Origin of the sequence: Streptomyces triticirhizae, assembly GCF_003696235.1 — a bacterium.
GTDB lineage: Bacteria > Actinomycetota > Actinomycetes > Streptomycetales > Streptomycetaceae > Streptomyces > Streptomyces triticirhizae.
Window position 1 is genome coordinate 38,130 of the sequence record NZ_RFFJ01000004.1, and the last position, 25,267, is coordinate 63,396.

The window sequence follows — 25,267 nt, forward strand, 5'->3', positions numbered from 1 at the left end:
CGCCGCCGACCCGACGGCGCCGGCCGTCACCACACCAGCGCCAGCACCTCGTTCTCCCAGGTCTCCAGCCGGTGCGGCCCGGGCTCCGCCGGCAGCGCCGCGCGGTCGCCGTGGACGGCCTGCCGGCTGCCGTCGGGGCGCACCAGCGCCGTGCCCTCCGCGTCCAGGGCCAACAGGCCGTCGGCCACCCGCAGCAGCAGCGGAGCGCGCGGCCCCGCCGAGACCGCGACGCGGCCGGCGGCCAGCGCCGCCAACACCGCGTCGGGCGAGGCGTCCTCGGCCAGCACCCAGGTCGTGGGGCGGCCCGGCAGGGCGTCGTCGCCCAGCCGGTGGAAGTCGCTGCCGCCGAGCGCCACCACGTCGGGCCGCCAGGCGGCGGCCCACGCCAGCGGCGCGCCCCAGCGGCGGTCGAACCAGCCGGAGTGCCACACCTCGACATGGCGGGGCCGGTCGGTCAGCGGGTTGCGCCAGGCGCAGTCGGCGCCCAGCGGGTGGTTGATCGACAGCAGCCCGCCGTGCCGTCTGGCGTGCGCGAGCCAGTGGTCGGCGGGGCGTCGGAAGTCGACCCAGCCGACGTCGCCCAGCACGTTGGCGTGCCCGGTGTCGGTGGTGACCTCCTGCCCGGGCAGCAGCGCGATGCCGTAGCGGGCGGCGACGGCCGGCAGGTGCGGGTGGTGGCTGGTGGTGTTGTGGTCGGTGACGGCGAGGAAGTCGAGGCCCTGGGCGGCGGCCAGCGCCGCCAACTCGGCGGGCGTCAGGGCCCCGTCGCTGTGTGTGGTGTGGCTGTGGCAGTCGCCGGCGAGCCAGCGCAGCCCGTCGACCTCGGGCAGCGGGCGGCGGGGCGGGCGTTCGGGCACCGGCGGTTCGGGCGGCGGCGCGGGCGGTTCGGGCCGGCCGCCGGTGGTGGTGATCCGCAGCTGGTACTCAAGACCGGTGGGCGGCACCCGGTGCAGCCGCAGCAGCACCCGCCACTCCCCCGGCTCCGGCTCGCCCGGCAGATAGCCGGGCGTGGCCCAGTCGGCGGCGATCGTGTAGCCGTCGCGGGCGCCGCCCGACCAGCCCCGGTAGCCGGCGGGGCCCAGGCAGCCCAGGTCCAGCACGCCGGCCTCGCGCTCGTAGGACAGCTCGACGGTGACGGCGGCCGTGCCGCGCGGCACCTCGAACGGCAGCTCGCGCAGGGCCTGTTCGAGCCGGTCGGCCAGGGTCCAGCGGCCCCGGTGGACGGTGTCGGTGGCGGGTGTCACGGGACCTCCGCTCTGGGCCCGGTGGGGTGGGCGGTGGGGGTGAGCAGTTCGCCGTCACGGTAGACCAGGGCGCGGTCGGCGCGGGGCAGCGCGTGGCCCGTCGCGCCCGGGGTGACCTCGGTGTCCTCGTCCACGACGACCTGCACGGGTCCGGCCGGGCCTTCGAGGGTGACGAGTTGGGCGCTGCCCAGGTTCTCCACCACCCGCACCTCGCCGCCGAGCGCGCCGGGGGTGGGGCGTTGGTGATAGGTGAGGTACTCGGGCCTGATGCCGTAGGTCAGCTCCTCGCCGTCGGCCAGGTCGAGGCCCTCGGGGGTGGGCAGCGCGAGGTCCGCGACGTGGACGGCGCCGCGCGCGGCGGTGCCGGGGAGCAGGTTCATCGGGGTCGAGCCGATGAACGAGGCGACGAAGGTGTTGGCGGGGCGGCGGAACACCTCGGCGGGCGTGCCGAGTTGGCGTATCCGGCCGTGTTCCATGACGGCGATCCGGTCGGCGAGGGCCAGCGCCTCGGCCTGGTCGTGGGTGACGAAGACGGTGGTGACGCCCAGCTCGCGCTGGAGCCGCTTGAGGAAGGTGCGGGCCTCCAGGCGCAGCCGGGCGTCGAGGTTGGAGAGCGGCTCGTCGAAGAGGAACGCGCGCGGGCGGCAGGCCATCGCCCTGGCCAGCGCGACCCGTTGCTGCTGCCCACCGGAGAGCTGGTCGGGGCGGCGCGCGAGGTAGTCGCTCAGGCCGAGTTCGGCGGCGGTCTCGGCGGCCCGTTCGCGTCGTTCGCCGCCCGGCACCTTCCTGATGCGCAGCGGGTAGGCGATGTTGTCGGTGACGGTCATGTGCGGGAAGAGGGCGTAGTCCTGGAAGACCATCGCGACGTCGCGGCGGCCCGGCGGCAGCGCGGTGACGTCGGTGCCGCCGAGGACGACGGAGCCCGAGGTGGCGGTCTCCAGGCCGGCGAGGGTGCGCAGCAGGGTGGTCTTGCCGCAGCCGGAGGGGCCGAGCAGGGCGAAGAACTCCCCGTCGGCGATGGTCAGGTCGATGGCGTCCAGGGCTCGGACGCCGCCGGGGTAGACCTTGCTCAGGGCGGCCAGGGCGATGTCGGCCATCAGCGTTTGATCCCTCCGTGGAACCGGAAGCCGTACCGGGAGCTGACCAGCAGGAACATCAGCACCACGGGCACGGAGTAGAGCAGCGAGAAGGTGGAGATCAGGGCCAGGTCGGGCTGGCCGCCCTCGGTGTAGAAGGTGTACATGACCACGGCGGCCGGCGACTTCTCCGGGGAGCGGAGCAGCAGGAACGGGATCAGGAAGTTGCCCCAGACCTGGGCGACGGACCAGACGGCGATGGTGGCCAGGCCGGGCCGCACCAGTGGCACCACCACATGGCGCATCACCTGGAGCGGGGAGGCGCCGAAGACCTGCGCCGACTCCTCGTAGGAGCGGGGGGTGCCGTCCATGAAGTCCTTGAGGATGAAGACGGCCGAGGGCAGCAGCCCGCCGGAGAGGACCAGGATGACGCCCAACTGGGAGTCGATCAGGTCGAGTTCGTAGGCGAGGTTGAACAGCGGCACCATGGCGGCGGTGCCGGTGACGATGGAGGAGAGCAGCAGCAGCACGTAGAGCAGCGCGTCGCGGCCGGGGAGCCGGACGCGGCTGAGCGCGTAGGCGGCGAGCGCGGAGCAGACCACGACCAGGGCGCCGGTGCCGGCGGCGAGGATGGTGGAGTTGCCCAGGGAGCGGAGCGCGTAGCGGTTGTCCAGCAGCGTCTCGAAGTTGTCCAGGGTGAACGAGGGCAGCGAGGCGGTGATGGAGGGGGTGTCGTCGAACGGGGCGCTGGCCAGCCAGAGCAGCGGCACGGAGAAGAACGCGAGGACCAGCGAGCAGAAGGTGTAGAAGCCGACGGTGCCCAGCAGGCGGCGGGCGCCGTCGAGGCCGGCGGCGTGCCGGTCCCCGGGCCGTTCGCCCGTCTCTCCGGATGTTTCGGCGGGTGGGGCGTTCATCAGGCCGGGTCCTTCCGCCTGCGCAGCAGCCGGACGTAGACCACCGCGATCACCAGGTTGATCAGCAGCATCAGCACCGAGATGGCGGCGCCGAAGCCGAGTTCGCCGCCGAAGAGCGCCGTCCGGTAGATGAAGACCGGCATGATCTCGGTGCGGTCCTCGGGCCCGCCGCCGGTGAGCAGGAACGGGGTGAAGTCGTTGAACGTCCACAGGCTGATCAGCAGAAGGTTGGTCAGCACATGCCCCCTGATCCGGGGGAAGACCACATCGCGCAGCTGTTGCGGGGAGGAGGCGCCGGCCAGGCGGGCGGTCTCCAGGTGGGAGGGCGGGACGTTCCCGAGGGCGGCGGCGTAGAGCATCATCGAGAAGGCGGTGCCGCGCCAGATGTTGAAGACCACGATGGAGAGCATCGGGTGCTCCAGCAGCCAGGCCGTGCCGGGCGTGGACAGCAGCGCGTTGAGGGTGCCGTCGTCGCGGTCGAGCAGCGCGATCCACAGGAAGGCGATGACGCTGCTGGGCAGAATCCACGCCAGCAGCACCATGGCCTCGATCAGCCGGCGGCCGAAGCCGCGCCGGTTCCGCAGCACCCAGGCGATGGCGAAGCCGAGCCCGGCCTGGCCGATCACGGCGGAGCCGACGACGAACTGGAGCGTCAGGCCGAGGGAGTTGGTGAACCCGTCGTCGTCCAGGGCCCGTTCGAAGTTGTCCAGGCCGACGACCTGCGGATCGACGGCGGCCAGGCCGGTGAGCCGGTAGTCGGTCAGGCCCAGGTAGATGGTCCACAGCGCGGGGAAGACGAGGAACGCGGCGATCAGCAGCAGCGCGGGCACGACAAACGCCGCCGCCCGGGCCCGCCCCAGCCCCGCCGCGTCCCGTTCGGGCCTCTCCCCCCGGCCGGCGCGCTCCTCGCCGGCCGGGAGCGTCGGGTCAGGGGGCGACGTCGCCATCCACGACCTCCTCCAGGGCCTCCTGGTAGTCGGCCGCCGCCTGCCCCGGGTCCTCGCCGTCGACCACGGCGGCGGTCGCCTCCTGGAGAAGGACGGAGACCTGCGGATAGACCTCCAGCGCCGGCCGGAAGGAGGTGATGGGCAGGACCTCCTCGTTGACGAAGGTGAGCATCGGGTCGTCGCCGAGGAGCTGCTCGTTGACGTCGGCGCGGGCGGTGATGCGGGGGTCGTCGCCGACGGCGGCGGTCAGCGCCTCGGCGGAGTGCATGAAGGTGAGCAACTCCCAGGCCAGGTCGGCGTGGTCGCTGGCCGGGTTGACCACCCGGACGTTGCCGCCCGAGGTGCTGACGAAGTCGGCGCCGTTCACGCCGGCGCCGGGCTCGGCGGCCGGGATCAGGGCGTAGCCGACGGCCTCGTCGCGGTTCTCCATGGGCGCGACGCCGTTGTTCGGGTTGACCACGGAACGCCAGAAGTAGTCGCCCTCCAGCAGGATGCCGATCTCGCCGGCGGCGAACTCCTCGAAGGACTTGTCGCGGCCCTGGGTCTCCTGCTGGAGCTGTGGGTCGCCCAGGCCGTTGCCGTAGATCTCGGCGTAGAGGCCGAGGACCCGCTCCAGTCCCTCGGTGGCGCCGGTCCAGCCGGCGCCCTCGGTGTGCACCTCCTCGCCGGCGCCGGCCAGCAGCGGCAGCACGCCCTGCATGGTGGTGGCCTCGCCCATCGCGGTGCCGGCGTTGAGCTGGACCGGGGTGACGCCGTCGACGCCGGCGAGGGCCTCGGCGGCCTCGGTGATCTCGGCCCAGCTGGTCGGCTGCCAGTCGGTGGGCAGCCCGGCCTCGGCGAACAGCTCACGGTGGTAGAACAGCACCCGGCCGTCGGTGCCGGCGGGTATGCCGTAGAGCGCGCCCTCGAAGGTGGCCAACTGCTGGACGGCCTCGGGGATCTGCTCCCAGCCCTCCCAGGAGGCGAAGTCGGGGGTGGTGTCCTCCAGCGGCTGGACGTAGCCGGCCTGGGCGAACTCGCCCAGCCAGATGCCGTCGAGCGCGTAGACGTCGGGCCCGGAGCCGGACTGGAGGTCGAGCGCCAGGCGGGACTTGTACTGTTCGTCGTCCACGCCACTTGGCTCGAAGGTGACCTCGACCGCGACGCCCGCCTCCTCCTGGGCGGCCTCGAAGCGTGGGATGAGCCACTGCTCGATCCAGTCGGCCTCGGCGGCGTTCTTGCCGCCCGAGATGGCGTTCATGCTGATGGTGAGTTCGATGGTGCCGGAGTCCCCGTCCCCGTCGGAGCCGCAGCCGGCGACGGCACCCGCCAGGGCCAGCGCTCCGGTCAGGGCGACAAGCCGTCTGGTCAGCACTCGCATTGAGTCATCCCCTCGTGAGGTTCGCTCCGGGAGAGTGACATAGCGCACGGGGGAAGAAAAGGGTCCGTTGTCCCAACGTTCGCTGTCTTCCCAGGGGTTACTCACCCAGGGTCACCGAACGGCGCCGTGGCGCCGTGCGGGGTCACGGTTGGTCACCCCGCGCGCGCGGGGGCGTGGAACGGCGCGAAGAGGCCCCCTGGGGCGCGGATTGCCCTCGGGGGTCGCTGGGGAGAATCGGGTGGGCGCGGGGGCGGGGGTCGCCTTCGGCGAACGCCCCTGTCGCGAAAGGCGGTTCGATGAGCCAGGTCAAGCCCCTGATCCTCAGCCCCACGGGCTCCGAACGCCGCGCGGAGGAGGCCGCGTTACAGAGCGGAGGCCCGGCCGTGCTGGTCGACCTGCTGGGCGTCACCGCGTGGGCGGTCAGCGACCCGGACCTGCTGCGGCGGCTGCTGACGGACTCCCGGGTCTCCAAGGACCCACGGCAGCACTGGCCCGACTACCCGGAGCGGATCGTCGGGCGGTGGCCGCTCGACGTGTGGGTCACGGCGGACAACATGTTCACCGCGTACGGCCCCGACCACCGCAGGCTGCGCCGGCTGGTGAGCCCGGCGTTCACGACCCGCCGGGTGAACGCGCTGCTGCCCGGCGTCGAACGGATCACCACCGAGCTGCTGGACGCCGTCGCCGCCGTGCCGCCCGGCGAGCCGGTGGACCTGCGGGCGGCGCTGGCGTACCCGCTGCCGGTGCGGGTGATCAGCGAACTGATGGGCCTGCCCGAGGACATGGCGGCCGACTTCGCCCGCCGGGTCAACGGCATCTTCGACACCACCCTCACCGCCGAGCAGGCCACCGCCAACACGGTGGCGTTCCACGAGCTGTTGGCCGCGCTGGTGGCGCGGAAGCGCGCCGAGCCGGGCGACGACATGACCTCGGTGCTGATCGCGGCCAGGGACGAGGAGGGCGACGGCTCGCGGCTGACCGAGACGGAGCTGGTGGACACGCTGCTGCTGGTGGTCAGCGCGGGCCACGAGACCACCACCAACCTGCTGGACCACGCGATCGCCGCGCTGCTGGCGCACCCGGAGCAGCTGGCGTTGGTCCGTTCCGGCGGGGTGAGTTGGGGCGAGGTCATCGAGGAGGCGCTGCGGTACGAGGCGCCGGCGGCGCATCTGCCGCTGCGCTACGCCGTCTCCGACATCCCGCTCCCGGACGGCGGCGTGATCCGCGCGGGCGAGCCCATCCTCGCGGCCTACGCGGCGGCCGGCCGGCACCCGAGGGTGCACGGCGAGAGCGCCGGCCGGTTCGACGTCACCCGGGTCCACAAGGAGCACCTCGCCTTCGGCCACGGCCCGCACTACTGCCTGGGCGCGCCGCTGGCCAGGGCCGAGGCGGCGATCGCGCTGCCCGCGCTCTTCGACCGCTTCCCGAACATCCGACTGGCCGTGCCGGCCGAGGAGTTGGACGCCGTCCCCAGCCTGATAGCCAACGGCCACCAGGCCCTGCCGGTTCTCCCCCACGGCGCGTAGCCGCCCCGGGCCGGCGGGCGGGGCCGGCCGCTCCAGGTCGTCAACGGGCCCGGCGAGACTCCGCGGACCCGGCCTACCCCTCCACCGGCAGCGGCTCCCCGTGGGCGGCGGCCGGGTGGCGGGCGTGGGGCACGACCATCGGAGTCGCGGTGCGCGGGTCGGGCACGATGTCGCAGGGCAGGCCGAAGACCTCGGCGACCATCCCGGCGGTCATCACCTCGGCCGGCGGGCCCTCGGCGACGACCCGGCCCTCGCGCATGACCACCAGGTGGGTGGCGAACCTGGCCGCCTGGTTGAGGTCGTGCAGCACCGCCACGACGGTGCGCCCCTCGCGGTGCAACTCGCCGCACAGCTCCAGCAGTTCGTACTGGTGCGCCACGTCGAGGAACGTCGTCGGCTCGTCCAGCAGCAGGAGTTCGGTCTGCTGGGCGAGCACCATCGCGATCCACACCCGCTGCCGCTGCCCGCCGGACAGCTCGCTGACCCGGGCCTCGGCCAGCTCGGTCAGCCCGGTCCGCTCCAGCGCGAACGCGATCGCGGTGTCGTCATCGGGCGACCACTGCCGCAGCAGCGTGTGGTGCGGGTAGCGGCCGCGCCGCACCAGGCCACGGACGCTGATGCCCTCCGGCGCGATGGGGCTCTGCGGCAGCAGCGCGATCTCGCGCGCCACCGTGCGGCCCCTGTAGGCGCGCAGGTCGGTGCCGTCCAGCAGGATGCTGCCCGCGTCCGGCTTGATGGCCCGCGCCATGGCCTTGACCAGGGTGGACTTGCCGCAGCCGTTGGGCCCGATGATCATCGTCAGCCCGCCGTGCGGCACGTCCAGGCTCAACTCCCGCACCACGGGCGCGCCCCCGTAGGACAGGGTCACCCCCCGCACGCTCAGCCCCCTGTGCGCGGCAGCGCCGGACGCGGTCGCGCCGGCCCGCTCGTCGGTGGTCACAGTCGTCCCCTCCTCCATTCGCGGGTCAGCAGATAGCCGAGATAGATGCCGCCGATGGCCATGGTGTAGATACCCACCGGCATGTCGTCCAGCGGGAGTTGCTGGGCCGCCAGGTCGGCGAGGACCAGCAGCAGCGAGCCGAGCAGCGCGGAGAGCACCAGGTGGGCGCCCCAACCGCCGGTCAGCCGGCGGGCGATCTGCGGCGCGGTCAGCGCGATGAACGCGATCGGCCCGGCGACGGAGATGGCGGCCGCCGACAGCAGCACCGACAGCAGCACCGCCCGGGACCGGGTCCGCTTGGGCTCGGCGCCCAGCGCGGCCGCGATCTCGTCGCCCATCTCGCCGATGTCGAGGCGGCGCGCCAGCGCCAGGGTCAGCGGCAGCAGCACCAGCAGCGCCAGCCCGATCTCGCGGGCGTCGTCCCAGGAGCGGGCGGCCAGCGAGCCGTTGACATAGGCGGTCAGCGCGATGGCCCGTTCCCGTTCCACCGCGTAGACCACGTACTGGGTGATGGCGATGGCGATGGCGGCGACGCCGATGCCGGCCACGATCAGCCGGCCGGGGTCGCGGAAGCCGCTGCCGGTGGAGAAGTAGACCAGGGTGACGGCGGCGGCGGCGCCGATCAGCGCGCCCAGCGAGACGGGCACGCCCTCGGGCATCTTCAGCGCGACGACGGCCGCCCCGGCCCCGGCGCCCGCGCCGAGCCCGATGACGTCGGGGCTGCCCAGCGGGTTGCGGGTGACGGACTGGAAGAGCGCGCCCGAGATCCCGAACGCGGCGCCGGCCGCGATCGCCACCACCAGCCTCGGTCCGCGCAGCCGGTCCAGCACGAAGAGCGTCTTGCCCTCGGCGCCGCCGGTGAGCGCGGTGGGCAACTCGCTCAGCGGGACGCCGAGTCGGCCCATGGACAGGGTCGCGACCGAGGCGACCACGAGGGCCAGCACGGTGCCGACGCCCGCCAGCAGCGCGGCCCGGCTCACCGGCAGCGCCAGCCGGCGCCCGATGACGACCATGCCCCGGGGGCGTGCGCCCCGGGCGCGTTCCACGGTGGCGGTCATGCCGTCCCCCTCATCCGGCGCACCGCGTAGAGCAGCACGGGCGCCCCGACGAACGCGGTGACCACGCCGACCATCAGCTCCGATGGGCGCATCACCACCCGGCCGATCACGTCGGCCAGCAGCAGCAGGGTGGGCCCGAACAGCGCGGAGAACGCCAACTGCAACCGGAAGTCGATCCCCACGACCGCCCGCACGATGTGCGGAACGGCCAGGCCGACGAAGGCGATCGGGCCGACGGAGGCGGTGGCGGACGCGGCGAGCAGGGTGGCGGCGATCAGCCCGCCGGCGCGGATCGCCGTCGGGTTGGCGCCGAGCGCGTGCGCCGAGTCGTCGCCCAGCGCCAGCGTGTTGAGCCCGCCGGAGACCAGCACCGCCATGGCCAGGCCGACGGCGGCGAACGGCAGCGCCGTCCAGAAGATCTCCATCGGCCGCCCGCCGAGCGCCCCCACCACCCAGTAGCGGTAGCTGTCGAAGACCAGCGGCTTGCTGAGCGTCACCAGCTGGATGTACGCGGCGAGCACGGCGGACACGACGGCGCCGGCCAGCACCAGCCGCACCAGCCCGGTGGAGGCGCCGGCCGAGCCGATGGCATAGACCAGCAGCCCGGCGAGCAGCGCCCCGGGCAGCGCCCACCAGACCGCGCCCGACTGTCCGCCCGCGCCCAGGAACGCCGTCGCGGTGACGACGCCGGCCGAGGCGCCGGCGTTGACGCCCAACAGCCCGGGATCGGCCAGCGGGTTGCGGGTGATGCCCTGCATCAGGGTCCCGGCGACCGCCAGGCTGGCCCCGGCCAACACGCCCAGCGCGGTACGGGGATAGCGGCTCTCGACCACCGTGGCCACATAGTCGTCGGCGTCGCCGGTGAGCGTGGCGAACACGTCGCCGAGCGAGGTGGTCCTGGCGCCGAAGACGACGCTGGCCAGCATCGCCAGCGCCAGGGCCAGCAGGCCGAGCAGCAGGAAGCCCACCAGCCGGGCGGCGCCGGCACCCGCGGTCCGGGTGCCGGCACCGCCGGCCGGCGGCGTCAACGTGCTCGCTTCTCTGGTCGCGTTCATCGCGTGCGCGCCCGTGGTGGGAAGGGAACGGTCAAGGGAACGGTCAGTTGTCGAGGGTGGCGATCGCCTCGTCGATCAGCGGCAGATACCGGTCGATGCTCCACGGCACGGTGAGCGGGTTGATGATCGAGGAGGCGGTGACGAACGGGGTGTCGTCGCTGGCCACGATCGCGCCGCGCTCGACCGCCGGGATGGCGGCGTACAGCGGCTGCGCCTCGATCTCGGCGCGCGTCTCCTCGTCGGTGTAGAAGGTGAAGACCAGGTCGCTGTCGGCGAGTTGGTCCGCGTTCTCCAGGCCGATCAGCGCGGAGTCGGTGCCCTCAAGCTCCTCGAAGGTCTCCACCACCGGGTCGACGGTCAGGCCCAGCGAGGAGACCATCTCCACCCGCTGCTCCTCCGGCATGAAGACGCCGAGCGTGCCGGGGCCAGAGGTGTAGATGTAGGAGAAGGTGACGCCCTCGTACTCGGGTCGGGAGGCGGCGGCCTCGGCCAACTGGTCGCGGATGTCGCCGATCAGCACCTCCGCCTGGTCGGGCTGGCCCAGCGCGGTGGCGATCAGCTCGATCTGCTCGTCCCAGTTGGTGGACCACGGCAGGTCGGGGTAGCCCACGGTCGGCGCGATGTCGTTGAGGATGTCGAACTGCTCCTGGGTGATGCCGGACCAGGGCGCCAGGATGACGTCGGGCTCCAGCTCCAGGATGGTGTCGAAGTCGATGTCCTCGCCGCCGGCGAACTGGGTGGGCAACTCGTCGCCGCGCTCCGTCACCGCCTCGTGTATCCAGGGCAGATAGCCGCTCTCGTCGCTGCCCCACTCGTAGGACTCGATGCCGACGGGGGTCTGGCCCAGGGCGATGGCGGTCTCGGCCGAGCCCTGCCCGAGGGTGACGATCCGCTCGGGCCGCTCGGTGATCTCGGCGTCGCCGAGGGCGCTCTCGATGGTGACGGGGAACGCGTCGCCGCCCCCCTCCCCTTCGGCCGACGACGGCTCGGCGGGCTCCTCGTCGTCCGAGGACGAACAGCCGCTGAGCACCAGCGCCGCTGCGGTGGCCACGGCGGCGAGGGCGAGACGCTGACGACGCGCGCTGAGGAAGGTGGACGGCATGGACGTTCCTTCTGTAGGAGTGATCGGCCTGTACGAGTGATCGACCTAGCTTAGGTAAGCCTAAGCTTAGACCACGCCTCGACCCCGGCCCGCCCCCGAGGGGCGCCGCACCCGGTTCAACTCCCGGACGCCGCGCGGAGCACGGCCCCACGCGGCGTCAACCGACCTTCTCCACGCACCCGTTGACCCAGCGGACGGGCGAAGGGGCGGCGCGGGCCGCCTCCGTCGCCCGCCACATCACGGTTTGGCGACGGCCGGCGTCGGCTCCTCCACCGCGGCCTCCCCGGGCCCTTCGCCCTCGGTGGCGGGCGCCAGGTCCATGGAGTCGCGGAGCCTGGTCGGGGTGAGGAAGAGCGTGGCCACCACGCCAACCACCGCGATCGCGGCCGAGAGCAGGAAGATGTGGCCGGTCGCGTCCCCGTAGGCCGCGCGCACGACCTCCTGGACGGCCGGCGGCATGGCCGCGACATTGAGCGTCGAGCCGTCCCCGCCACCGCCCGAGGTGTCGATCCCGGCGGCGGTCAGCCCCTGGGAGATCTTGGTGGACACCTGGTTCGCGAGCACCGCGCCCAGGATCGAGACGCCCATGGTGCCGCCCAGCGAACGGAAGAACGTCACGGCCCCGCTGGCCGCGCCGACCTCGTTCAGCGGCACGGTGTTCTGCACCACCAGCAGCAGGTTCTGCATCGACATGCCCACGCCGACGCCCACCAGGAACATCCCCGCGCCGACCAGCGTCAACGAGGTCTCGTGGTCGATGGTGGACAGCGTCAGGAAGCCCAGGGTGAGGGCGATGACGCCGGCGACGATGAACGGCTTGACCCTGCCCGTGCGGGACACCAGCCGGCCCGAGACCGCCGCGCTGATCAGCACCCCGGCCATCATCGGTATGGTCAACAGGCCCGCCTCGGTGGGCGAGTAGCCGCGCCCGACCTGGAAGTACTGGCCCAGGAAGACCGCGCCGCCGAACATCGCCATGCCGACCGCGAGGCTGGCCACGATCGCCAGCGCCGGGTCCCTGCGCCGCACCACGTGCAGCGGGACGATCGGCTCGCGCACCCGGTTCTCCACCACCACGGCGGCCACGCCCAGGACCACGGCGGCGCCGACCATGGCGCCGGTCTGCCAGGAGATCCAGGCGAACTCGGCGTCCACGAAGGTCACCCAGAGCAGCAGCACGCTCACGCTCACCGCGATGAGCGAGGCGCCCAGGTAGTCCACCCTGGCGTCCGGGCGCGGCACCTCGACCAGCTTCAGCGTCCGGGAGAGCAGCACCAGGGCGAGCAGGGTGAACGGGACGCCGACGAAGAAGCACCAGCGCCAGCCCAGCCACGACACGTCGGTGATGGCCCCGCCCAGCAGCGGGCCGCCAACGGTGGCCACGGCCATCACGCCGCCGAGGTAGCCGTTGTAACGACCGCGCTCCTTGGGGCTGACCATGGCCGCGATGATCACCTGGACCAGCACCTGGAGGGCGCCCAGGCCCAGGCCCTGCACCGCGCGGAAGCCGATCAGCTGCCCGGCGCTCTGGGCGAAGCCGCAGGCCAGCGAGGAGAGCGTGAAGATCAGGATGCCGATGGTGAGCAGCAGCTTCTTGCTGAAGAGGTCGGCCAGCTTGCCCCACACCGGCGTTGAGGCGGTGGACGTCAGCAGGGTGGCGGTGACCACCCAGGTGTACTGGGACTGGGTTCCGTTCAGCGAGCCGATGATCTGGGGCAGGGCCACCGAGACGATGGTGGAGCTGATCATGGCCATGAAGAGCACGATCAACAGCCCGCTCATGGCGCGCAGGACCCGTCCGTGGTCCATGGGCGCGGCCTGGGAGGGCGAGACGGTCTGTGCGCTCACGCGCGACCTCCAGCGGAGACGTTCCTGAGATGGCGACGAAGGACCGTTTCACTCTACATGCACATTGGGCATATTTGCTCAGTGGGTAATTTTGCCCACGGGGTAGGATCTCGAAGCCATGGAGAGCATCACGGGACTGCGGGAGCGCAAGAAGGCCGCCACCCGACAGGCGGTGCACGAGGCCGCGCTGCGCCTGACCGTCGAGCGCGGGATCGAGAACGTGACCGTTGAGGCCATCGCGGACGCCGCCGGCATCTCCCGCCGGACGTTCTCCAACTACTTCTCCTCCAAGGAGGACGCGCTGCTCTTCGGCGAGGAGCAGCAGACCAGGGCGCTGGTCGAGACGCTGCGGCAGCGCCCGCCCGAGGAGTCCGCCTGGACCGCGCTCATCTCCGCCGCGCGGTCGCTGTCGCTGCGGACGGGGACGCCGGAGGAACGGGCCTGGGAGGCCCGCAGCCGGCTGGCGATGCGCCATCCCTCGCTGCTGGCGCGGCAGATGGGCAACCATGTGGCCCTGGAACGCGACCTGGTCGCCGCGATCACCGGCCGCCCCGGAACGGAACGCATCCGCCCCCAGGTCTACGCCGGCGCGTTCCTCACGGCGCTGCGCATCGCCACCCGCCGCTGGGTGGAGGAGGGCGGCTCCGGCGAACTGATCGACATCCTGGGCGAGATCGAACGCGAGATCGCGCAGCCCTTCGACTAGGGCCTGGCCGGCCGGGCTTTCCGGACGCCCCGGCCCTGGGGGCCGGGGCGGGGTGCCCTGGCCGGGGGTGCCCTGGCCGGGCGGGCCGGCGGTTCGGGTGGGCCTTCCGGCAGGCAGGCCGGGTGGGGTTGGCTGACGGGGCGAGACCCGGCGGCCAGTCGGGCCTGGTCAGGCCGCGCGGGCCCGGCCTGACCCCCGGCCGGCAGGCAGGGGCGGGGTGAACGGCCCCGGTGGGCCGGGCGGGAAGAGGTAGGACGGGGTCGTGTCCGCCCGGGACCGGGCATGTGCGCTCGGCGCGGCGAGCGGGCCAACGAGGCCGAGGTTGGACAGCCCCGGCAGGGCGAACGGCGGAACTGGTCGGAGACGACGCCGAGTTGCCCGGACACCGCTCCGGCGGGCACCTGGCTTCTCCCCCGCCGTGAACCGCCGAGCACGGGCAACGCCATCGGGCGCCGCGGACAAGCGCCCCCGGTGCCCCCGCCACCTCGCGGTCGTCGAACACCACCGCACCCACCCGGCGTTCCGTACCTCGGGAAGCCCCTCGGCGCCCGGCCGCCCCGGCCGCCCCGCCGGCCAGGCGAGCGCGAACGCGAACGCGAACACGAACGCGAACGTCACCGACGCACCAACCCGCCCGTCCGCCCGGCAAGGGCCCCACCGCCGGCGTTGACGGCGCGGCCCAACACGACTACTGACTATGGGAGAGCGTTCTCCGCCGAGGTGCCGCGGCGGGTGCGCCGCCCTACCCCCCACGAGAGAGCCGTCATCTCCATGTCATTCTCGTCGCGCCTTCCCCTGCGCCGTCGGTGGCCGGCCGCGCCGCTCGGCGCCGCGTTGCTGCTGTTGCCGCTCGGACCGGCGAGCGCCGGCACCGAGGAACCAGCGGCCGCGCCACCCGTCCTGCCGGCGGCCGTCGTCTGCAACGACCACTGCGACGGCCGCGACGCCGCCGAGGCCGGCGGCGACCGTCTCGCCGTGACCGCCGAACTCCACGGCCGCACCGCCGAGTTGCGGTTCGACGACACCAGCGCCATGGGCTGGGCCACCCTCGCCGGCGGTTCGGCCGGCGACCAGCTGTGGCTGGACCGTTCCTTCGACGGCGGCGCCACCTGGGCCGGCGACAGCCGCATCGGCGAGGTGTCCGTTCCCGAGGGCGCCAACAGCGCCACCACCACGATGTTCAACGTGGACGACTGGGCCAACCTCGGCGTCGGCGCCCTGCGCGCCTGCCTCCAGGCCGCCGGCCAGCCCGAGATCGCCTGCACCGACTGGGCCAGGACGACCTGGAACGCCGACAACCCGGCCAACGCGGCGGCCACCGCGTTGATGACCCTCTACGACCTGGACAACGGCCTCTTCCAGAACCACTGGTGGGTCGGCGCCAATGCCACGACCGCCATCATCCAGAACATCCAGGCCACCGGGATGCGCTCCTACGAGTACGCCATCGCCCACACCCACGACAGCCAGCTGGACGCGCACGACGGCCAGTTCCGCAACGAGTACCTCGACGACACCGGCTGGTGGGGCCTCGCCTGGGTCGCCGCCTACGACGTCACCGGCGACGAGCGCTATCTGGAGACCGCCCAGGCCGACGCCGAGTGGATGAACGACTACTGGACCGACCTCTGCGGCGGCGGGGTCCAGTGGAAGGTGGACAACCCGTACAAGAACGCCGTCACCAACGAGCTGTTCATCCAGCTCAACGCCGCCCTCCACAACCGCCTCTCCGGCGACAACCCCTATCTGGAGCGCGCCGAGGCGGGCTGGGCGTGGCTCTCGGGCAGCGGCATGATCAACGACGAGGGGCTGATCAACGACGGCCTCGACGCCGACGCCGGCTGCGTCAACAACGGCCAGACGACCTGGACCTACAACCAGGGCATCATCCTGGGCGCCCTGGCCGAGCTGAGCACCGCCACCGGTGACGCCGGCCTCCTGGACGAGGCCCGCGCGCTGGCCGACGCCTCGACCAACGCCCCGGGGCTCCACCAGGACGGGGTGCTCACCGAGCCCTGCGAGCCCGACTGCGGCGCCGACGGCCCCTCGTTCAAGGGCGCCTACGCGCGCGGGCTCGGCGCGCTCAACGACGCCCTGCCCGACGCCCCCTACTCCGACTACCTCCGGGCCCAGGCGGACGCGGCCTACACCTCGGCGCGCACCCCGCTGGACATGTACGACCTGTCCTGGCGCGGCCTCGCCGGCAGCTACGGCGTGGGTCAACAGCACAGCGCGCTGGACCTGTTGAACGCCGCGCACTGAGCGGCACGCGCGCCGGTTCGCACGCCGGCGCGCGGCCCCGCGCGCGAACCGCCCCGCGCACACGAACGAGCCCCGCCGGATGTGGTGGAATCCGGCGGGGCGTTCGTTGAGCCGGGGTGGGTCGGCCGTCGGCCGACCACCGCGAGGCGGCGGCCGGCCGGCGGCTCAACCGGCTGTATCGGTGGCGAACGAGGTCAACTCAGCCGAGACCAACGGAGGTCAGCCGAAGTTCACGTCGCTGCACAGGTAGTACGACTGGTCCAGGTGCGAGGCCTGCCAGATGGTGTAGACGACGTGGTGCCCGCTGCGGCCCGGGGCGCTCACGTCGAAGGAGATGTTCTGCGCGGGCGGGTAGGAGCCGGTCTCCTCGACCAGTTCGAGGGCGCCCCACGTCAGCGGCTGGGTCGTCGGGTCGTAGCCCTGCCTGGTCACATAGACCTGGAAGTAGTCGGCGCCGTGGCTGGCCTGGTCGAACAGTTCCACCGTGAAGGTGGAGCCGACGTTCGTGGTCTTCCAGGGCCCGACGGCGTCCAGCGAGTCGTAGCGCCCGCCCTCGGTGTTGCCGCCGCTGCACAGGGTCCCGTCCGGGATGGCGCCCCGGTGGTTGCCGTTCACGTTCTCGCGGTAGAGGCCGTTCCAGTTCCACATGGTGTTGGGGTTGGCCTGCCAGGCCTGCCAGCACATGGGGTCTTCCTGCTCCATGGCCGGGTTGAGGTGGTCGTCACCCCAGCGCTCGAAGCAGCCGTAGTTCCGCGACGCCGGGTCGACGATCGAGCCGTGGGCGGCGGCGGTGTCGGTCCAGGGGATCAGAAAGAGCATCGCCGCAGCGAGCAACGCGGCGATCTTGGCCGTGATCGGCTTTGCGTGAACATGCCATTGCATAGTGTGCGAACTCGCCTTCCGGTTATGGGGGTTGCCGGTTGGGAGCGCTCCCATCAGCCGTGGTGAGTGTACCCATGGCGCAACAGGAGTGAAACATCTCACGCGAGGCCACAGTTCGTTCGACGGCCGCGCGGGGCAGGGCCCGTCACGCCGCCGCCCCCGGCCGTCGGGGTCGGGGGCAGCGGAGGAACGTCAGCGGCTCGGGGGCCTCAACACCTCGAAAGCCCTGGGCGCCTTGGGCGCTCTGGGCGCCCCGGCGGCTTCAGGAGGCGAGCCAGCCGTGGCCACGGGCCAGGCGTTCGACGCCCTGGCGCACCTGGAGGATCTGCGCGGCGGTCAGGCTCGGGACCCCGTCCAACAGGGTCTCGGTCAGCTCAAGTCGGAACTCGCGCGGGGAGAGAACGTCGCACAGCCCGTCCTCGACGACCCCGGCGGCGCTCGACTCGGCGCGCGAGGAGGAGGCGGCCGGCCCGCTCTCGTCGGAGCCCGAGCCCTTCCGGACGACGCTCACCAGGGACGCCTTCGGGCCTCGCTCGCCCTCGGTGACATCGAACTCCACGACCGCGCCGGGCTGGTAGAGGTGCTTGTCGTCCAACAGGTCGTTCGCGTGCATGAAGACATCCTCCCCACCCTCGTCGGGGATGATGAACCCGTAACCGCGAATGTCATCGAAGCGGACAACCCTGCCCTGCGCCATAGCACACCTCACCACACGAACCAGTTAGCTCAACAGCCAATCCTCCCGGGCACACTACCAAGGCGGCCGGGGCCCGCGAGAGGCTTCGCGGAACGCCACCCGGACGCGCGGAAGGCCGTTCCCCAGCCCCCGCCGGCCCGCCGTCACCACGTCGCCGACGCCTCCGCCGGACCGCCGCCAACGCCCCGCCGCGCACGGCCCGTTCCGGCCCGGGTGGCCGCCCGAACGGTTGACGGGCTGGTCAAGTGTCCCTACGTTCGGGGCCGACCATCTCCCGCATCCCCCACCGCCGGGGTCGCCCCGCCTCGGCGCGATCGGAGACACAGGTTATGCCCACTTCGCGATCCCCCCGTTCGGACGACTCCGGCCGGCCGAGCCGCCGGCCGCGCCTCCCCCAACACCGCGCGGGCCGCCTCTGGTTGGCCGGCCTGCTGGCCGTCGGCACGGCGTTCGCCGGCGCCTCGCTCGCCACCGCCGGCGAGGACGGCGCCCCTCCCGCCGGCGCCTCGCCCGAGGCCGTCACCCCGCTCGCCGAGCACGGCGCGCTGGAGGTCTGCGGCACCACGCTCTGTGGCGAGAACGGCGAGCCGGTCCAGCTGCGCGGCATGAGCACCCACGGCACCCAGTGGTTCGAGCACTGCGTCACCGAGGAGTCCCTCGACGTCCTGGCCAACGACTGGGGCGCCGACGTGATCCGGGTCTCGACCTATGTCCAGGAGGACGGCTACGAGACCGACCCGGCCTACTTCACCGACGTGGCCAGCCGGATCATCGACCAGGCGACCGAGCGCGGCATGTACGTGGTGGTCGACTGGCACATGCTGACCCCGGGCGACCCCAACGTCAACACCGAGCTGGCCAAGCGGTTCTTCACCGAGATCACCGCGCGCCACGGCGACCAGGACAACCTGATCTACGAGATCGCCAACGAGCCCAACGGCGTGAGCTGGTCGGCGATCCGGAGCTACGCGGAGGAGGTCATCCCCGTGGTGCGGGCCGGCGACCCGGACTCGGTGGTGATCGTCGGTACCCGGGGCTGGTCCTCGCTGGGGGTCTCGGACGGCTCGGACGAGTCCGAGATCGTCGCCGACCCGGTGAACGCGGAGAACGTGATGTACACCTTCCACTTCTACGCGGCCTCCCACCAGGAGGGCTACATCGACACGTTGGAGCGCGCCGCCGACCAACTGCCGATCTTCGTCACGGAGTTCGGCGCCGAGGAGTACACCGGCGACGGCGGGCACGACTTCGAGTTCGCGGACCGGTACCTCGACCTGCTGGCCGAGAAGAACATCAGCTGGACCAACTGGAACTACTCCGACGACTTCCGCAGCGGTGCCGTCTTCGAGCCGGGCACCTGCGACGCGGGCTCCTGGGCCGATCCGGGCTCGCTGAAGGAGTCCGGCGTCTGGATCAGCGAGCGCATCAGGGGCTGAGCCCCGGGGCCGGTTCCCCGGCCCGCCTCCGGTCCGGCCTCCGGGTCAACCCGGGCCGGCCGCCGCGAGGTTGGCGCGTTCCCAGCGGTGCCGCGTTCCCCTGCCGGGGGGCGCGGCACCGCCGTTTCCGGCGCCCGCCCGTCGTTTCCGAACGGTTCCCGAGCGTCGCCCCTGGGGTCCAACGGGGCGGAGAACGGCCGGCGTTGAGGCCCGACCAGAGAGCGCTCTCTGAGGGAACCCGCGCGTGGGCCGGCCACAACAGCGGTCTTCCGTGGGCACGTTGATCCTGGTCAGCGCGTTGGAATCGGTTCCGGATCACGCGACGTCTTGACATGCCATCCGGGCGCCAAGAGACTCGGCGCGAAGGATCTGAGAGCGCTCTCTGAGATGCCGGGCGCGTGGTGGGACGCCATGGCCCGGGCGACCGCACCAGCCGATGACGCGACCGCGTCGAGCGCCGTCCCCGCCCGTCGCGGTCGCGCCCTCACCTCCCCCCACCAGGAGTTCTTCATGAGAGCAAGCAAGGCGGGGCCGCGCGGACACCGCCGGCTGCCGCTGTCCCGCAGGGGCCTGGCCACCCTCGGTGCCGTCACCCTGGTGTCGGCCGGGCTGTTGGCCGGGCCGCTGCCCGGCGCCCTGGCCGGCGAGGACGACGGCGGCGAGGCCGCCCCGACGGCGGTGCCGGAGACGGACCCGTTCGCCCCCGACCTGGGGCCCAACGTGCACGTCTACGACCCGTCGATGTCGGCCGACCAGATCCAGAGCGAGCTGGACGCGATCTACGAGCAGCAGCACACCAACCAGTTCGGCACCGAGCGCCATGCCGCGCTCTTCAAGCCGGGCGAGTACCCGTTGGACATCAAGGTCGGCTTCTACACCCAGATCGCCGGGCTGGGCCTGATGCCGGACGACGTCAACGTCAACGGCCACGTCCGGGTCGAGGCCGACTGGCTCCAGCAGGGCGACGACCCGAACAACTTGGGCAACGCCACCCAGAACTTCTGGCGCGGGGCCGAGAACCTCTCGGTGACGATCCCCGAGGGCCAGATCGAGCGCTGGGCCGTCTCCCAGGCGGCGCCGTACCGGCGGATGCACCTGGACACGCTGGGAGTTCAGCTGTGGAACGGCTATGACGGCTGGGCCAGCGGCGGGCTCTACGCGGACACCAAGATCAGCGGTTGGGTCCAGTCGGGTTCCCAGCAGCAGTGGTTGACCCGCAACACGGAGCTGGACGGCGGCTGGGACGGCTCCGTCTGGAACATGGTGTTCGTGGGCTCGACCGGCACCCCGGCGGCCAACTTCCCGAACCCCTCGCACACCGTGGTCGACGAGACCCCGGTGATCCGCGAGAAGCCGTTCCTCTACATCGACGACGCGGGCGAGTACCAGGTGTTCGTCCCGGCGCTGCGGGAGAACGCGGTCGGCACCAGCTGGTCCAGCGGCGCGGCGGCGGGCTCGTCGATCTCGCTGGCCGACTTCCTGGTGGTGCACCCCGACACCCCGACCGCCACGATCAACGAGGCGCTGGCGGAGGGCAAGCACCTGCTGTTCACGCCGGGCGTGCACCATCTGGACTCGGCGATCGAGGTGAACAACCCGGACACCGTGGTGCTGGGCCTGGGCCTGGCCACGCTGGTGCCCGACACCGGCGAGGAGGCGATCAGGGTCGCCGACGTGGACGGCGTCAAGCTGGCCGGCATCCTGATCGACGCGGGCGCGGAGAGCAGCCCGACGCTGATCGAGGTGGGCCCGGAGGGCTCCTCGGCCGACCACTCGGAGAACCCGACCTCGCTGCACGACGTGTTCTTCCGGATCGGCGGCTCGCACCTGGGCCGGGCGGACAACAGCCTCACCGTCAACAGCGGCCATGTGATCGGCGACCACCTGTGGGTGTGGCGGGCCGACCACGGCGAGGACGGCACCTGGGGCTGGGACGTGAACACGGCCGCCAACGGCGTGATCGTCAACGGTGACGACGTCACCATGTACGGGCTGTTCGTGGAGCACTACCAGGAGTACCAGGTCATCTGGAACGGCGAGCGGGGCCGGACGTACTTCTTCCAGAACGAGATGCCCTACGACCCGCCGACCCAGGAGGCGTGGGGCAGCAGCGGGGACGGCTCGCTGGGCTGGGCCTCCTACAAGGTGGCCGACGACGTCGCCGAGCACGAGGCGTGGGGCGTGGGCGCCTACTCGTTCTTCAACGTGAACCCGGACATCCACGCCAGCCGGGGCTTCGAGGTCCCGGAGGCGCCGGGGGTGCGGTTCCACAACCTGGTCACGGTCTCGCTGGGCGGGGTCGGCACCATCGACCGGGTCATCAACGACGCGGGCGATCCGGCCCATCTGGACAGTCAGCAGTCGTACCTGACCAACTACCCGTGATCATGCGCCGATCGGCCGCTGATCGCTGACTGATCACCTGCCGATCGGCCTCGATCCACCTCTCGAACCCGGGCCGGCCGGGTGGGGCGCTCTCCCCACCCGGCCGGCCCTTTCGTGTGCCTCCGGACCGCCATGTACCCCGCGCGGACCGGCAGTTTTTCTTATAGAGGGAACTTCCAGCGAATGTATTGCTGTAGGCGGAATGAGGTCGTAGCTTGCAGGACACCCACGTTCAAGCACAAAGGAGTCGCCATGAGCTGGTCCGAACCTACCCCTGTCACATCATGAGCCTCGAAGGGGCCGCAACGGTCACACGCGCTCCGCAGGGGACAGCTCGGGCAAACCTGGCGGACGCTTCCGGTCGTTTGGGGCATCTGCTCGGGCGGCGCTGGGTGCGGGACCTCGGGCTGAAGGTCTCCGGCGTGCTGGTGGTGCTGCTCGCCCTGGAGCTGTGCTCGCGCACCGGGCTGCTCTCCCGTGACTGGTTTCCGCCGGTCACCGAGACCTATGCGGAACTCTTCAAGCTCGCGGCAGGACACCCGCTGTGGACCGAGATAGGCCGCACGCTCAGCGGCTGGGCCCTGGGCATCGCGCTGGCCACCGTGCTGGCCGTGCCCTGCGGCATCCTGCTGGGCTCGAACCAGACCGCGTACCGGATGACCCGGGTCGTCATCGAGTTCTGCCGGCCGGTGCCCTCCGTGGCGCTGATCCCGCTGGCGGTGCTGGTCTACGGCGTCGGCCTGGAGATGAAGGTCTTCCTGATCGTCTTTGTCACCTTCTGGCCGATCCTGCTTCAGGTGATCTACGGCGTGCAGGACGTGGACCCGGTGGTGCGGGACACCGCGCGCGCCTACGGACTGCCGCCGCTGGCCCGCTTCTTCCGGGTCACCCTGCCGAGCGCCGCCCCCTACATCGCCACAGGGCTGCGGATCGCCTCGGCCATCGCGCTGGTGCTGGCGGTCACCGCCGAGCTGGTGGTGGGCGCGCCCGGGCTCGGCCAGTCGATCGTGGTCGCCCAGTCCAACGCCAACCTGCCGCGCATGTACGCGCTGATCATCGTCACCGGGCTGGTCGGCTGGGTGCTCAACCTCGCCTTCCAGGCCATCGAACGCCGGCTGCTGAGGTGGCACCCCTCGCAGCGTCAGGAGGTCGCCCAGTGAGTCGCACGACGAACGGCGCGGCAAGCCGCGGGCTGAACCGCCGTGCTCTCGGGCTTCTGCTGGAACTCGCCCTGCCCGTGGCCGTGTTGGTCGGCTACGGCGTGTGGGCCTCGCGCGCCCAGAGCTTCTACTTCCCGCCGCTCGACGAGATCGGCCGGTACTTCAACGAGCTGTGGCTCTTCGACCGGGTCGGCAGCGACCTGGTGCCCTCGCTGGTGCGGATGGGCGCCGGCTACCTCGCCTCGGTCGTGGTCGGGGTCAGCCTGGGCCTGCTGCTGGGCATGTCCCGGGTGCTGCGCACCGCCGCCGAGCCGGTGGTCGAGTTCCTGCGGGCGCTTCCCGCGCCGGCGCTGATCCCGTTCTCCCTGCTGCTCTTCGGCTCGGGGGACAGCTCCAAGATCTTCGTGATCGTGCTGGGCGCGGTCTGGCCGATCCTGCTCAACTCCATCGACGGCGTGCGTGGCGTGGACGCGCAACAGCTCGACATGGCGCGCGCCTACCGCATCCCGCTGGCCGCCCGCGTCACCCGGATCATCCTGCCGGCGGCCGCGCCCCGGATCTTCGCCGGGATGCGCACCTCGCTGGCCATAGCGATCATCCTGATGGTGGTCTCCGAGATGGTGGCCAGCAGCGACGGCCTGGGCTACTTCGTGCTGGAGCAGCAGCGCTCGTTCGCCATCCCGGAGATGTGGACCGGGATCATCCTGCTCGGCGTGCTCGGCTACGTCCTCAACTGGCTCTTCCTGCGCCTCGAACGCCGGGTGCTCGCCTGGCACTTCGGCCTCAAGGGGCTGGCCGGCCCGGCCGCGCCCCGCAAGCAGTCCGGTCGCGCCGCGCGGCGGTCCGCCCGGGCCTCCTCCCCTTCCGCCCCCTCGTCCGACGGAGAAGTCTGATGCTCGAAGTTTCCCATCTGCGGAAGGTCTACGGCCCCGACCCGACCGCGGCCCCCGCCGTCGCCGACCTCGACTTCACCGTCGCCGACCAGGAGTTCGTCTGCGTCCTCGGCTCCTCGGGCTGCGGCAAGACGACCATGCTGCGCTGTCTGTCCGGCCTGATCCCGTTCACCTCGGGCGAGATCACGCTGCGCGGAAAGCCCGTCACCGGGCCGCCGGAGGACATGGCGTTCGTCTTCCAGGACTACAGCCGCTCACTGCTGCCGTGGATGACGGTCCGCCGCAACATCGCCTTCCCGCTGCGCTACAAGGGCGTGGACCGGAGGGCGGCCAACGAGGCGACCGAGGAGGCGCTCGACGCGGTGGGCCTCGCCGGCCGGGGCGACCGCTACCCGTGGCAGCTCTCCGGCGGGATGCAGCAACGCGTCGCCATCGCCCGGGCGTTGGCCTACCGTCCCAGCATCCTGCTGATGGACGAGCCGTTCGCCTCCGTGGACGCCCAGACCCGGTCGGGCCTGGAGGACCTGCTGCTGTCGGTCAAGCAGCGCTATGGCATCACCGTCCTCTTCGTGACCCACGACATCGACGAGGCCATCTATCTCGGCGACCGCGTGCTGGTGCTGCGCCCGCCGGCCACCGTGGGGCACGCCGTCACGGTGAACCTGCCCCGGCCCAGGGACCAGGTGCTCACCAAGCAGGAGCCGGAGTTCGCCCGGCTGCGCGGCGAGCTGTTCGCCGCGATCGACGGCAGGTCGGTGGCGGCATGAGCGCGCGGCGACCCCTCGCGCGCCGCCGGGCGCGCGCGGGCGCGCTGGCCGGCGCGCTCGCCGGGCTGCTGGTGTTCACCACGGCGGCCTGCACCGACTACGGCGGCGACCTGTCGGGCGCCAACATCTCCGGCGGCGGGGACGGCGACACCCTGGTGGTCTCCGAGACGGCGGGGGTGCCCTCCTCCTTCCTCGCCTACGGGGTGCGCCAGGGGTACTTCGCCGACGAGGGCGTGGACCTCCAGGTCAGCCCGTCCAGCGGCGGCGCCAGCGTGATCCCCGCGCTGCTCAGCGGCGACATCGACGTCGCCGGCTCCAACGTGGTCTCGGCGCTGATCGCGATGGGCCGGCGGATGCCGATCGAGATGGTGGCGGCCGGCACCTCGACCGCCGAGGAACAGGCCGAGGACTTCGCGCAGTTGGTGGTCCCCGAGGACAGCCCGATCACCACGCCCGATGACCTCGACGGGACGCGGATCGCCGTCAACTCGCTCCAGAACATCAACGACGTCGTCGTCAACTCGGTGCTGCGCGAGGCGGGGCTCACCAACGACGACGTGCGGTTCGTGGAGATGCCGCTGCCCGACATGCCGGCGGCCATCCAGCGGGGCGACGTGGACGCGGGCGTGCTCATCGAGCCGTTCGCCACGATCGGGATCTCCCAGGGGCTGCGCCCGCTGGCCGGCCCCTATGTCAACACCAGGCCCGGGCTCCAGATCGGCACCTTCCTGATGACCTCGGAACGCGTCGCCGACGACCCCGAGCTGGTCGCGGCCTTCCGCGCCGGCGTCGAACGGACGGCCCGCTCGATCGCCGACGACCCCGACGCGTTCCGCGAGGCGCTGCCCGAGATCAGCGACCTGGCACCGGAGTTGGCCGGCCGGATGAACCTGCCGGTGTGGCACGGCACCACCGACCGGGAGTCGATCGAGACCATCCACGGCGTGATGCGCGAGATCGGCCTGACCGAGGCCGACCTCGACTACGACGACTGGGTCACGGACTGACC

At 72.1% G+C, this 25,267-nt stretch carries 21 protein-coding genes; 9 read left to right on the forward strand and 12 right to left on the reverse strand.

Annotated elements, in window-relative coordinates; all coding sequences use genetic code 11:
• Positions 1 to 26: 26 nt before the first annotated feature.
• From EBN88_RS01710 to EBN88_RS01730, 5 genes are read right to left on the reverse strand one after another with little or no spacing between them, the layout of a single operon-like run.
• Positions 27 to 1,244 carry a CehA/McbA family metallohydrolase gene (locus EBN88_RS01710; RefSeq protein WP_122181979.1) on the reverse strand — a complete coding sequence of 406 codons (1,218 nt, stop codon included), beginning with the start codon at positions 1,242 to 1,244 and terminating at the stop codon, positions 27 to 29.
• Positions 1,241 to 2,341 carry an ABC transporter ATP-binding protein gene (locus tag EBN88_RS01715; RefSeq protein WP_122181980.1) on the reverse strand — a complete coding sequence of 367 codons (1,101 nt, stop codon included), beginning with the start codon at positions 2,339 to 2,341 and terminating at the stop codon, positions 1,241 to 1,243. The genes EBN88_RS01710 and EBN88_RS01715 overlap by 4 nt, the downstream gene beginning before the upstream one ends.
• Positions 2,341 to 3,234: a carbohydrate ABC transporter permease gene (locus EBN88_RS01720; RefSeq protein ID WP_122181981.1), complete on the reverse strand. Its 894-nt coding sequence runs from the start codon at positions 3,232 to 3,234 to the stop codon at positions 2,341 to 2,343. Before EBN88_RS01720 ends, EBN88_RS01715 begins: the two co-directional genes overlap by 1 nt.
• On the reverse strand, positions 3,234 to 4,181 hold the full coding sequence (locus tag EBN88_RS01725; protein ID WP_122181982.1) for a carbohydrate ABC transporter permease: 948 nt from the start codon (positions 4,179 to 4,181) through the stop codon (positions 3,234 to 3,236). Before EBN88_RS01725 ends, EBN88_RS01720 begins: the two co-directional genes overlap by 1 nt.
• Entirely contained in the window at positions 4,162 to 5,541 is a 1,380-nt protein-coding gene (locus tag EBN88_RS01730) for an extracellular solute-binding protein (RefSeq protein ID WP_122181983.1), read from the reverse strand. Before EBN88_RS01730 ends, EBN88_RS01725 begins: the two co-directional genes overlap by 20 nt.
• 296 nt (positions 5,542 to 5,837) lie before the next feature.
• Between EBN88_RS01730 and EBN88_RS01735 the strand changes: the two genes are divergently transcribed.
• Positions 5,838 to 7,067 (forward strand): cytochrome P450 family protein, encoded by a 1,230-nt coding sequence (locus EBN88_RS01735; protein ID WP_122181984.1) that lies wholly within the window; start codon positions 5,838 to 5,840, stop codon positions 7,065 to 7,067.
• Positions 7,068 to 7,140: 73 nt separating this feature from the next.
• Here EBN88_RS01735 and EBN88_RS01740 read toward each other — a convergent pair whose 3' ends face one another.
• From EBN88_RS01740 to EBN88_RS01760, 5 genes are all read right to left on the reverse strand, one after another.
• A complete protein-coding gene (locus tag EBN88_RS01740) occupies positions 7,141 to 8,025 on the reverse strand; it encodes an ABC transporter ATP-binding protein (protein ID WP_122181985.1) in 885 nt (294 codons plus the stop codon).
• The gene (locus EBN88_RS01745; protein ID WP_122181986.1) at positions 8,004 to 9,065 is read right to left on the reverse strand and encodes a FecCD family ABC transporter permease; all 1,062 of its coding nucleotides are present in this window, start codon (positions 9,063 to 9,065) and stop codon (positions 8,004 to 8,006) included. Before EBN88_RS01745 ends, EBN88_RS01740 begins: the two co-directional genes overlap by 22 nt.
• Entirely contained in the window at positions 9,062 to 10,120 is a 1,059-nt protein-coding gene (locus EBN88_RS01750) for a FecCD family ABC transporter permease (protein ID WP_122181987.1), read from the reverse strand. The genes EBN88_RS01745 and EBN88_RS01750 overlap by 4 nt, the downstream gene beginning before the upstream one ends.
• 43 nt (positions 10,121 to 10,163) lie before the next feature.
• Positions 10,164 to 11,222, reverse strand: a complete 1,059-nt coding sequence (locus EBN88_RS01755) for an iron-siderophore ABC transporter substrate-binding protein (RefSeq protein ID WP_122181988.1) — start codon at positions 11,220 to 11,222, stop codon at positions 10,164 to 10,166.
• Positions 11,223 to 11,459: 237 nt separating this feature from the next.
• A complete protein-coding gene (locus tag EBN88_RS01760) occupies positions 11,460 to 13,031 on the reverse strand; it encodes an MDR family MFS transporter (protein WP_122182028.1) in 1,572 nt (523 codons plus the stop codon).
• Positions 13,032 to 13,188: 157 nt separating this feature from the next.
• On the opposite strand from EBN88_RS01760, the gene EBN88_RS01765 reads away from it, so the two are divergent.
• On the forward strand, positions 13,189 to 13,776 hold the full coding sequence (locus EBN88_RS01765) for a TetR/AcrR family transcriptional regulator (RefSeq protein WP_122181989.1): 588 nt from the start codon (positions 13,189 to 13,191) through the stop codon (positions 13,774 to 13,776).
• Between the two features lie 771 nt (positions 13,777 to 14,547).
• Positions 14,548 to 16,038, forward strand: a complete 1,491-nt coding sequence (locus tag EBN88_RS01770; RefSeq protein WP_122181990.1) for a glycoside hydrolase family 76 protein — start codon at positions 14,548 to 14,550, stop codon at positions 16,036 to 16,038.
• Positions 16,039 to 16,257: 219 nt separating this feature from the next.
• Here the strand turns inward: EBN88_RS01770 and EBN88_RS01775 are convergent, their stop codons facing one another.
• Together EBN88_RS01775 and EBN88_RS01780 are read right to left on the reverse strand one after the other, a co-directional pair.
• Positions 16,258 to 16,920, reverse strand: coding sequence for a lytic polysaccharide monooxygenase auxiliary activity family 9 protein (locus EBN88_RS01775; protein ID WP_122181991.1), 663 nt, complete (start codon positions 16,918 to 16,920; stop codon positions 16,258 to 16,260).
• 262 nt (positions 16,921 to 17,182) lie between these two features.
• On the reverse strand, positions 17,183 to 17,617 hold the full coding sequence (locus EBN88_RS01780) for a cold-shock protein (protein WP_122181992.1): 435 nt from the start codon (positions 17,615 to 17,617) through the stop codon (positions 17,183 to 17,185).
• Positions 17,618 to 17,946: 329 nt separating this feature from the next.
• Between EBN88_RS01780 and EBN88_RS01785 the strand changes: the two genes are divergently transcribed.
• The 6 genes from EBN88_RS01785 to EBN88_RS01810 all read left to right on the forward strand — a co-directional run bounded on the left by EBN88_RS01785 (position 17,947) and on the right by EBN88_RS01810 (position 25,265).
• Positions 17,947 to 19,053, forward strand: coding sequence for a glycoside hydrolase family 5 protein (locus EBN88_RS01785; RefSeq protein WP_122181993.1), 1,107 nt, complete (start codon positions 17,947 to 17,949; stop codon positions 19,051 to 19,053).
• Positions 19,054 to 19,563: 510 nt separating this feature from the next.
• The gene (locus EBN88_RS01790; RefSeq protein WP_199742218.1) at positions 19,564 to 21,438 is read left to right on the forward strand and encodes a coagulation factor 5/8 type domain-containing protein; all 1,875 of its coding nucleotides are present in this window, start codon (positions 19,564 to 19,566) and stop codon (positions 21,436 to 21,438) included.
• Positions 21,439 to 21,803: 365 nt separating this feature from the next.
• The gene (locus tag EBN88_RS01795; RefSeq protein ID WP_233580382.1) at positions 21,804 to 22,598 is read left to right on the forward strand and encodes an ABC transporter permease; all 795 of its coding nucleotides are present in this window, start codon (positions 21,804 to 21,806) and stop codon (positions 22,596 to 22,598) included.
• Positions 22,595 to 23,491: an ABC transporter permease gene (locus EBN88_RS01800; RefSeq protein WP_233580383.1), complete on the forward strand. Its 897-nt coding sequence runs from the start codon at positions 22,595 to 22,597 to the stop codon at positions 23,489 to 23,491. Before EBN88_RS01795 ends, EBN88_RS01800 begins: the two co-directional genes overlap by 4 nt.
• Positions 23,491 to 24,258 (forward strand): ABC transporter ATP-binding protein, encoded by a 768-nt coding sequence (locus tag EBN88_RS01805; protein WP_122181995.1) that lies wholly within the window; start codon positions 23,491 to 23,493, stop codon positions 24,256 to 24,258. The genes EBN88_RS01800 and EBN88_RS01805 overlap by 1 nt, the downstream gene beginning before the upstream one ends.
• Positions 24,255 to 25,265, forward strand: a complete 1,011-nt coding sequence (locus EBN88_RS01810; RefSeq protein WP_122181996.1) for an ABC transporter substrate-binding protein — start codon at positions 24,255 to 24,257, stop codon at positions 25,263 to 25,265. Before EBN88_RS01805 ends, EBN88_RS01810 begins: the two co-directional genes overlap by 4 nt.
• Positions 25,266 to 25,267: the final 2 nt, after the last annotated feature.